The following is an 8,825-nucleotide window of genomic DNA, read 5'->3' on the forward strand; positions in this document are numbered from 1 at the left end:
TTCCGACAGGTGATAAACTTTGTAATGAATATCCCTTGTCGGGTATTTCGAGAATCAACACTCCTTCACTTTCTCAGGGTATAAGGGGTGTTGATTATTTATATCCTTAAGAGAAAACCGTCCAGCTCCTGTCACGTTAGTGACCATGTATATTTTTCTCTATCTTTATATATTTTAAGTCTTTATTAAATGGGTAGTATAAAAATGATAGATGAAGTTGTGTTATCTGCCTTTTTCATGCTATCTACCACATACTACCTACCGTATACTACCTACCAATACCATGTACCTAACTACTTATCTGTATATTTTTTATATCCTTGAATGAAAGATGCAAGTGTATATGTCTTTCTGTTACTTGGTAATCCGGAGTCAAAATATATTCTTAATGCTGTAGCTACCTCGGCTGGTTCTCCAAGGGCTATAAGTTCCTTCTCTTTCCAACTATAATCCGGGGTATTATTGTGTTTTTCCTTGTACAATCGTTCGTATAAAGGATATAAATCCTCAGAAAATACATGCCCCTCTTGCCGTAGCTTATCCCTTACTTTCTTCTCACTTTTTAAGCGCAATACATCGATACGCTGCTCGATATCGTTTTCTATTCTAGCTATTCTTTCGGGTGTATATAGAACCGTATTAATTTTTTTAAATTCAACACTCCGATAACGGTCATTAAATCCAAATAAACGATCTCCACCTTGAAACTCGAAGTTTTTCACTAAATTCCATGCACAATTAACACTTTTAGGTATGCCGGTAACACCTACGAATTCACTCTTAGTCATACTTGCAAATACACCGCCTTTAGTCCAAATCATATGGGCAATGTAGACAAAACACGCTACGTCATCGTGAGTGAATTTACTACCAATGTAACTAACCATCGTATTAAATGTAGTTCGGTCCATTTTTGAAAATTGTTCACCTTCTGGTACGTCTGCCCATTTTACCCCCTTGTAGGTTGTAGCAAGCTTTCTACCACGCTTATCCTGTGTTCCAGGGATCATTGATATATATTCCATCTTGGCAAGCTTGGCACGTGCCTTACGGATCTTTTCCAGGCTTAGATTCAAAGTCGCAGCAAACCATATATCAGATTTATAAAACTCGCCACCGGACATATTGAATTCACTAATAACTTCCCAAAAGTACAATTTTTCAGTTGACGTTAAATTTCGGAATGCCTCGTCATGGATCATCCCCTTAGCTATTGGAAACCACGAGTTTTCCATTCAATCACTCCTCGCCTGTCTTCACCATCTGGTTTTTCACCTTATATTGCATGACTGCATCCTTATAACAATTTTGAAAGAATCCAATAGGGTTCTTAATATCAATAGTCATGACTACACCATTTATAAGATCAAGCTCACAAGCTCGATTAAAATAAAGTTCACAAGCCGTTGTTACTATTTCAGGTGCTAACCGTGTGGAGAACTGATTTAATAGCATAGTGTAAATTTCATCTATGTACCCAGCTCCTAACGGTATTGAGTTAGCATAGCAATTTTTAGGCACTTGATTTTTAAGAGTTTCATAAATGTCGTCAGTTGATCCCATACAATCAATCATATTTAATAATGGTTCTTTTAAATGATTATGATAGGGTGCAATGGTTTCACTACCCTGGTGCAATGGTTTCACTAGGGGGGGTGAAATGATTTCACTAGCAGATTTCTTTCTTGGCGTGACTAACGTATACAAGTTTGACGTGTTTTTAATTTTACGATCCTTCGTAACAGTTAGCCGTGTTTCCTTCTTAATGAGTCCCTTATCTTCAAGTGACTTTACAATATCAATGACACGACGACGCGAAAGACTAGCCTTCTTTGCAATCGTTTCGTAAGATGGAAACGCAGTTGGATCAGTAGGGTTAACGTAAGAACGTAGTACAATATAAACTAATTTTTCTGATGATGACAGGTCAGGTACATCCAAAATATCTACTGGAACGATGAACACCCTTAGCTGGCCATCATCTTGTATAAATTCCATTTTCTCAGTTGCCATTAAAAAACACTCTCCTTTACCAAGAAGGTGCTTGTCTACTCGTCTTTAAGCTGTTAGAATAAAGGCAACAACTCAATAGGGTAGACTTACCCCTTGGTATATATTGAATTTAACGATCTGAGCACTCCAAGCCGCCAAAGCAGGGTGCTTTTTTCGTTTCTCTAATTCTAGCATTTGGTAGTTTCGTTTACTAGAATTGATTTTAAAGGAGATACAGAGCTTTTGAGAGACTTTGTGTCCTGTTAGGTATAAATTCATCTGCGAATCAATACAACGCCTAAAAACGCTATCCACGTTCGTCTGCTGATGCATTAGCAGCCTCTTATTCAAATTCCAAATCATTTTCATCAATAATCGTTGCTGGATTAGATGTACGATAAATGATTTTCTTCCCTTTTAGCGCACTTGAAACTTCCTCTAACTCGAAAGAAACTCTATTTGGTTCCTGCTCATCCTTTTGATAGCTGAGGATCTTATACACCTCAAGGATCTCACCTTTGTAAACCGCAATAAGATTTGTCTGATTGTACAGACGATCAATATTCATTCTCCAAGCACGACGAACGCGCTCCCTCAAAGATTCTTTTGAATTAGGTACTTCTTTCACTTTAATAATAATCATTTGGCATCTCCCATTCTTTTGGTTTACTTTAAACTTACTTTTGATATACTATTTACTTTCTTATCATATACGATTAACATTCTTTTAGCAACTAGTTTATTACATATGTCCAAAATTCAATCTTTTGTGAATATGTCCGGCTTCCGGATCTCCAAATTCAGCCGTATTTGTCCATGACAGCCAATTAGCATTCCGTGGAACAACCGTTTTTTAACCCAAATTTCTAAAGTTACAAACTCTTGTTTTCTCTGTTTTTCTCTAAATTTCTGTGTAACTCATCATTCATTTTATAACGTGTTCTGTGCGATTACTGTTGTTATCATGTATATTTAGTGATAAACTGTATAATAGTAATATAAGCAACATAAAAGCTAGTTAAGGATTAAACAGTTGGCTTTTGTGTTACTGGGGCGCAGCTCTCCAGTCCTCTGCGGCGGAGGCAAATGAGCCGTACACTAAAGCTGCCTTTATACTACAAGCAAGCCCCTGATTCTTAAAATCAGGGGCTTTTATTTATGCTATACTTTTCTAAAAATAGAAATACGGTGATACATAGTTATGACAAAAATATTGACCTGTTCTGAGTTATATGAACTCTCAACACATCCTAAAATTAACACGATTTCATTAGAGCTTCTTCGCGAATATTATGCGACGTACTTAGAGCCGTTCAAGTACGAAATTTCGTTGACAGGGAACGATGACGGTGGAAACGAAATTTCCAGGACTATTGACCTTAGGTTTGATAAAGACTGCTTTTGTCACTTGGTTGCTACAAAGAAAATAGTAAAAAGAAGTGTCCGTTCTAACGATCTTTATAAATATTTTGGTTCTAATGGATATGATAATATCCAAAATGGCATGATAAATTTTGACTTGTTTAAAACAATGAATAGAAAGCTTTATGATCTAAATAAAAGTAAGTTCGTATTTTTTTACTTAATACCATTGGTGATGGATAATGCTAAGGCGGTTCTTTTCGATGGTACCAAACTTCAGAATAGTGATGTGGACTGCGATATTATTTTTTACGACGAAATAAATAAGAAATATATTCATCTTGGAGTTGATTACAACGAGAAAAAAGGTTACTACAGACCAGTGACTTTCCTCGTCGAAAAGGTGACCGAAGCAAATAGTGGTTTAAAGTTTATTGAAAATCAAAATCCTCTTTTGGTTGGACAAATACATAAGGTGAGCGCAATTGGTAGTGTCGTTGGTAAATAATAACTTGGAACGAACTTAGAAGATGCAAAGAATACCCTTTACCTGACAAATAATTCATGGGATGAGTTATTTTTTTACCAACCTAACGTCTTGTATTGATAGTCCTTTGTAAAGAGCTTAAACACTCATTCTAGCCGTTTTTATATGATGACCTTATTAAAGTATGGTTATCTGTACAAAATGGCTATAAATAGCCTTTGAATTCTTTTGATGACCAAAAATGATTAACCACGTTGGCTTTTATTCATATATGATCCATTATCCTGCCTGGAACAATCCCCGACTCTTAAAGTGCTTTGCTATTATTTCTATACCTTTTTTTAAACGTCGTTCTAGGGTTTTAGAAGAATACTCCGCATTTCCTGACAGAATAGTTTCTTTATGCGAATATCCCTGAATATAACGAAGTCCAATCATTAGTTTCATATCCTCGTCTGTGAGCAAACTATGATATCTTTCTATCTGCTGCGTAAGATCGATGTAATTATCTAAAATCGTAGATCTTCTTTCCTTTATTTTAGGGCCTGTGTCTTCTGTACGTCTTTCCCCAAAGGATTTTATAACGAGCTTCATATATCGATAATGTTCCAAAATATTTTTTATTGTTTTAATTTCCTCTTCAGTTATTTGGGGGAGTGTTTTATTAGGATTCATAAGTATTTAGCTCCTTTTTAGATATAATCATTTTTCAGATACAAAAAAAAGAGTCCTGGTAGAGAATCCTACATAGGTACTCTTTCTATTATCAATTTGGTTATGCCGGAATAATACCGTCAATCGCTACAAAGTGATCCGCTTTAGCTACTGCAATATCTGCACGAAGGTATGCTCTTACAACAACCTGCATTTTTTCAAAAGCTCCTGCAGCTTCTCTACTTGCTTCTAGCATCAAGTTTGTACGTGCGCCTATAAGAAGTTGTGACCAGTCCCCTACAAGAGAAACGCTTGCGTTTTTAGCGGTACCTTTAACTTGATTTAACGGAACTTGATTTGTTGAATACTTCGCAAGTGTTTCATAAGAAGCTGGTGCCTTTAATGGTTGTCCGGTACTATCTGCTAAACGATCAATAGCTCCTGCTGTTCGTGGGGATAATATAATACCTGTAGCTTCTCCATTAACGTTTCGGACGTATTCAACAGCTTCAGAAAACTTGTTATATCCTTCGATGGCTGCACCATTAGCACCCATATCAATTTTTTGGACACCTGGTGTATTATACAGTCCCAATGGTTCGTCATCTGCTCCGCTTCCGAACAAAGCAGCACGATCAAGTTCTAGTGATAAAGATGCTGAAAGCTCATTTGAAATGATACTATCAATATTGGCGGCATCTTCCAATAATTCAATACTAAAACGCATCATACCAACAAGTGTTTTAGCTTCTAAGTTGATAGCACCTAATGTTGTATCATTTGATTCAACAATTGTGGCATTTTCAGCTTTCCAACCTACTTTAGGCCCATTCAATACTTTTGCAAGTGTAAGCTTGTTGGATTCCATCGGAACTGTTACAGCACCAGCTTGAATAACACGAGCTTGATTACGAGCTAAGTCGATCACCTGAGAAGATAAGAGATCCGGAACCATATAACCACCGCTTGAGAGTACACCTTCCGACATGGCGCGTTTTTCTGATTCTGCATCTTTCCAGTTTCCTGTTACAATGCCACGTACATATTTTCCAATTGACAACTGGCGTTTTTCACCATTTACAATAAAAGGCTTGGCATTGTCAGCCATTCGCTGTTCTTTCTTAAGTATCAATTGCCCTCCTTGCTGTTGAGTTGCACCGTACATTTCATCAACTGGAACCAGCGTTTCATTGGATCGGGAGTCAGATTCGTCATTCTCAACACCAAATTCGACTTTAAGAAGTTCTTTCAATGCTTTAGCTTTATCAAGCTTCGATCTTGCTTCTGTGGTTTTATCTTCCTCAAATAATGCTCGTGCTTCTTCTGCTAGTGCAGCTATACGTTGGCGCAATTCTCTCTCTTCTGGACTCATGTGTTACACCTCCTCGTTTGTAGAAACAGAGTCACCTATTGCATCTATATTCAATAACATTGCTATTTTAATAGCGTTTTTGATTCCGGATAGTTCTTGAATCTGTTTTTCCATTTCCACAATAATTTTAGCAAGTTTAGATCCTTCTTGATCCCCCTCAAATTCAAGAACAAACGCCTTACATACGCTATTTAAATCAGCTTGTGTTTCTTGTTCTTTCTCATATAATTTTGCATCCAATAAATCTGTTGCATACATCATGGCACGTCCTTGATCCTGTTTCTCCTGCGTTTTCTTTACAATTTCAAGAATAAAGTCTTTTGAAATGTCCCATTTACCACCCTGTTCTTTCTCTGCCTGTAAACGTCCGCTATTTAACATGTTATAAACGGTTTGTGTATGTACGCCTAGGGCTTCTGCTGCTTCTTTAACATTCATCCTTTTACACTTCCTTTACAATTTTTATAAACACAATATCACAACGTTGTAATTTACACTTATTATAAACATAGTTTTACAAGGTTGTAAACAATAAAAATTATTTACTCGCCTGTATTTGAAATCTCTGTCGGGGACATTTTTTTACGTTTGAGGGGGACGCGGTCTCCTGTGACTCACTTTATTTTTTCAATCCCCCGGGGGGTATCTAACTTGGATTGACACCCACGATCTCTGTAGTGGTTGTATTGGGTTCTGTATGGTTAGGTTCGGTGTTGTAGGGTTTGGTTGTGTTTGGTAGCCCTGTGACACTCTAAGCCGTCACATGTCCGTCATGCGTGACACCCTCATGACACCTATCATATTGATGGTTGTCCTCCACATGATAAGCATGGTCACGCACCTTCACGTCCTGGTAGCACTGCTACATCTCCACAATCGCAAGGCTAATATGATTAGGTTGTATTGTTTACTGTACTGTTACCTGTGCCGTCCTTCGGATCGTCCGTTGGACAGTTTGCAGGAGCTTATGAGTTATCTATATGTATATGGGAATGTAACTCGTGTAGGATGCCAAATCCCTTGTCTTGTATGGGTTTAAGCACCATCAACTAAACCCAATTACCTGTACGCTCAATATAAGTAACCAGGCATATGGGTAGTGATCTTTCTTTTGTATCTCCTTGCATTACAAATGCATAGCATTAGCAGTGCATAGCATTAGCAGTGCATTTGTATGAGTTTGTCGTTACCGTAACATTACCGTAACGCTACAAAAACGTTACCTGGTAAGTCGGATACAAATGGTAAATATTATGTAATTGAGTTACACATATCTTAAATTGTGTGAAACTCGTACATTCCCTGTATCCCTTGTCACTGTAAGGCGTGAACCACTATACATAAAATGAGTTTCACCTATCCTTAATATGAGTAACTCAGTGGTTCATGTGTACATAAAGTACATAAATCTTTCCTTGATATGAGTAACTTAAAGGTTAATGTGCACACAAACCCTAATTAATGTAGCTTGATGTATACAATAAATAATTAATGTTGAATAACGGTATTTAACAGTTAAATAACAACTTGGATTTAATTAATAAATTTTCATAATCGCAAGCGCTTGCGATTATACCCACTAAAAATAACTCACCAACGGCTGTTAGTGAGTTATCCATATCTTATATTTTGGATAACTCATGAAGACTTGTTATCCCTTACACTGTATGGTTTTTCAGACTTTAGTTAAATGAGTTATCTGTTAGTACATTTATGAGTAATTCATGGTTTTTGAGGGAACATTTCATTGAGTTTGTCACGAATCTTTAGAATATCTTCCTCACCATTTATAATCACTCTGCTACCATTAGCTTCAATTTCAAGCTTGTGACTCTTGTTTGATGTTGAATATAAAATCCAGCCGTTTTTGATAGGAAACCCACCTGCGTCCATGCTTATTCTCCTTTCTCATCAAAACAACTTTTTCCACCATTTCTTTTTTCGGTCTTCCTGCAGCTCTCTCAAAACTTCCATGATCTGCCGATCTCTACGATCAATATGTTCATCAAATCGTTTATTCTGTTCCTCCAATGCAGTAGCTACTTCCTGGTGCACCTCTTCTTTAACTGCTGTCCTTATTTGGTTCACAAACTCGTTTAACTCTATCGCATTAGGAAAACGCTCTAAGAATGGGGTCTTCTCAACCGTAGTCACTGCGTCATTATTGGCAACGCTATGCGTCATCACATTGAATCTACTCGTTATTTGATCCACTGCGTATTCTATCGGGTGTTTTTTGTCTAGTAATTCTTTCATCATGCGTAACGCTGTGATGTCACGTTCAAAAAACATGCGTTTTCCGTCATCAGAGCGTTTTAGTATATAGCCATTCGCTTCTAATTTTAAACACCAGGTACGAAGGGTGGATGTAGCAATCCCAACGCTAACACTTACTTCTTTTGATGTATATACAAACTCTATTGCGTCATTCATGCGTTTCCACCCTTCTTTATTGTTACCTTAGTTATTCTGGATTAGTTATCTTAATTCCTTCACATATTTGTAACCGTGAAAATATCCTTCCACAAATCCATTTTCCTCTGAATATATGATACACGATTCCAAATTACTGAACATTTCGTATAGTGATGTTTGTTGATCTTCACTAAGAACTTGAAATAATTGATCATAGATACCTTTAGCCTTATCCCAATGCTCTGTTATTTCGCTTGTATCTTTAATGCGAACACTTTTAACCTGGTTCGCTGCCATTTCTTTTATTACCTGGGTCATTCCAGCTTCGTACATTGCTTCACCGAATAAAACCCTTCCTTCAATCTCGCTTAATTTATCGCCATTTTTAGAAGTCGCTTCAAGTAATTCCATTGCTCTAATCATTCTAAATCTCTCCCCTTGTCTGTGGTTCCGACAGGTGATAAACTTTGTAATGAATATCCCTTGTCGGGTATTTCGAGAATCAACACTCCTTCACTTTCTCAGGGTATAAGGGGTGTTGAT

At 37.1% G+C, this 8,825-nt stretch carries 10 protein-coding genes; 1 reads left to right on the top strand and 9 read right to left on the bottom strand.

All coding sequences use genetic code 11. From position 1 onward, the window contains the following. Nucleotides 1-293: 293 nt before the first annotated feature. From BW961_RS28775 to BW961_RS28790, 3 genes are all read right to left on the bottom strand, one after another. A complete protein-coding gene (locus BW961_RS28775) occupies nucleotides 294-1,235 on the bottom strand; it encodes a hypothetical protein (RefSeq protein WP_076577119.1) in 942 nt (313 codons plus the stop codon). A gap of 4 nt (nucleotides 1,236-1,239) precedes the next feature. Further along, nucleotides 1,240-2,013, bottom strand: a complete 774-nt coding sequence (locus tag BW961_RS28780) for a helix-turn-helix domain-containing protein (protein ID WP_068591281.1) — start codon at nucleotides 2,011-2,013, stop codon at nucleotides 1,240-1,242. 322 nt (nucleotides 2,014-2,335) lie between these two features. After that, nucleotides 2,336-2,635: a hypothetical protein gene (locus BW961_RS28790; RefSeq protein WP_068591277.1), complete on the bottom strand. Its 300-nt coding sequence runs from the start codon at nucleotides 2,633-2,635 to the stop codon at nucleotides 2,336-2,338. A 558-nt stretch (nucleotides 2,636-3,193) separates the two neighbouring features. Between BW961_RS28790 and BW961_RS28795 the strand changes: the two genes are divergently transcribed. Beyond that, the gene (locus BW961_RS28795; protein WP_068591275.1) at nucleotides 3,194-3,862 is read left to right on the top strand and encodes a hypothetical protein; all 669 of its coding nucleotides are present in this window, start codon (nucleotides 3,194-3,196) and stop codon (nucleotides 3,860-3,862) included. Nucleotides 3,863-4,120: 258 nt separating this feature from the next. Here the strand turns inward: BW961_RS28795 and BW961_RS28800 are convergent, their stop codons facing one another. The 6 genes from BW961_RS28800 to BW961_RS28820 form a co-directional block, all read right to left on the bottom strand. Then, nucleotides 4,121-4,516 (bottom strand): hypothetical protein, encoded by a 396-nt coding sequence (locus tag BW961_RS28800; RefSeq protein ID WP_068591273.1) that lies wholly within the window; start codon nucleotides 4,514-4,516, stop codon nucleotides 4,121-4,123. A gap of 100 nt (nucleotides 4,517-4,616) precedes the next feature. Next, nucleotides 4,617-5,867, bottom strand: a complete 1,251-nt coding sequence (locus BW961_RS28805) for a phage major capsid protein (RefSeq protein ID WP_068591271.1) — start codon at nucleotides 5,865-5,867, stop codon at nucleotides 4,617-4,619. Between the two features lie 3 nt (nucleotides 5,868-5,870). Beyond that, the gene (locus tag BW961_RS28810; protein ID WP_068591268.1) at nucleotides 5,871-6,305 is read right to left on the bottom strand and encodes a helix-turn-helix domain-containing protein; all 435 of its coding nucleotides are present in this window, start codon (nucleotides 6,303-6,305) and stop codon (nucleotides 5,871-5,873) included. A gap of 1,284 nt (nucleotides 6,306-7,589) precedes the next feature. After that, on the bottom strand, nucleotides 7,590-7,760 hold the full coding sequence (locus tag BW961_RS30835) for a hypothetical protein (RefSeq protein WP_156510172.1): 171 nt from the start codon (nucleotides 7,758-7,760) through the stop codon (nucleotides 7,590-7,592). Nucleotides 7,761-7,778: 18 nt separating this feature from the next. Beyond that, a complete protein-coding gene (locus BW961_RS28815) occupies nucleotides 7,779-8,300 on the bottom strand; it encodes a MerR family transcriptional regulator (RefSeq protein ID WP_068591266.1) in 522 nt (173 codons plus the stop codon). Between the two features lie 45 nt (nucleotides 8,301-8,345). Beyond that, nucleotides 8,346-8,705: a hypothetical protein gene (locus tag BW961_RS28820; protein WP_068591263.1), complete on the bottom strand. Its 360-nt coding sequence runs from the start codon at nucleotides 8,703-8,705 to the stop codon at nucleotides 8,346-8,348. Between the last annotated feature and the right edge of the window lie 120 nt (nucleotides 8,706-8,825).

The sequence above is a fragment of the Paenibacillus macquariensis genome, from assembly GCF_900156375.1.
In the GTDB taxonomy this organism is placed as follows: domain Bacteria; phylum Bacillota; class Bacilli; order Paenibacillales; family Paenibacillaceae; genus Paenibacillus_AQ; species Paenibacillus_AQ macquariensis.

Excerpts from the sequence above, each read along its gene's own strand:
- BW961_RS28775 (WP_076577119.1), bottom strand. The coding sequence starts at position 1,235 with ATGGAAAACTCGTGGTTTCCAATAGCTAAGGGGATGATCCATGACGAG.
- BW961_RS28780 (WP_068591281.1), bottom strand. The coding sequence starts at position 2,013 with ATGGCAACTGAGAAAATGGAATTTATACAAGATGATGGCCAGCTAAGG.
- BW961_RS28790 (WP_068591277.1), bottom strand. The coding sequence starts at position 2,635 with ATGATTATTATTAAAGTGAAAGAAGTACCTAATTCAAAAGAATCTTTG.
- BW961_RS28795 (WP_068591275.1), top strand. The coding sequence starts at position 3,194 with ATGACAAAAATATTGACCTGTTCTGAGTTATATGAACTCTCAACACAT.
- BW961_RS28800 (WP_068591273.1), bottom strand. The coding sequence starts at position 4,516 with ATGAATCCTAATAAAACACTCCCCCAAATAACTGAAGAGGAAATTAAA.
- BW961_RS28805 (WP_068591271.1), bottom strand. The coding sequence starts at position 5,867 with ATGAGTCCAGAAGAGAGAGAATTGCGCCAACGTATAGCTGCACTAGCA.
- BW961_RS28810 (WP_068591268.1), bottom strand. The coding sequence starts at position 6,305 with ATGAATGTTAAAGAAGCAGCAGAAGCCCTAGGCGTACATACACAAACC.
- BW961_RS30835 (WP_156510172.1), bottom strand. The coding sequence starts at position 7,760 with ATGGACGCAGGTGGGTTTCCTATCAAAAACGGCTGGATTTTATATTCA.
- BW961_RS28815 (WP_068591266.1), bottom strand. The coding sequence starts at position 8,300 with ATGAATGACGCAATAGAGTTTGTATATACATCAAAAGAAGTAAGTGTT.
- BW961_RS28820 (WP_068591263.1), bottom strand. The coding sequence starts at position 8,705 with ATGATTAGAGCAATGGAATTACTTGAAGCGACTTCTAAAAATGGCGAT.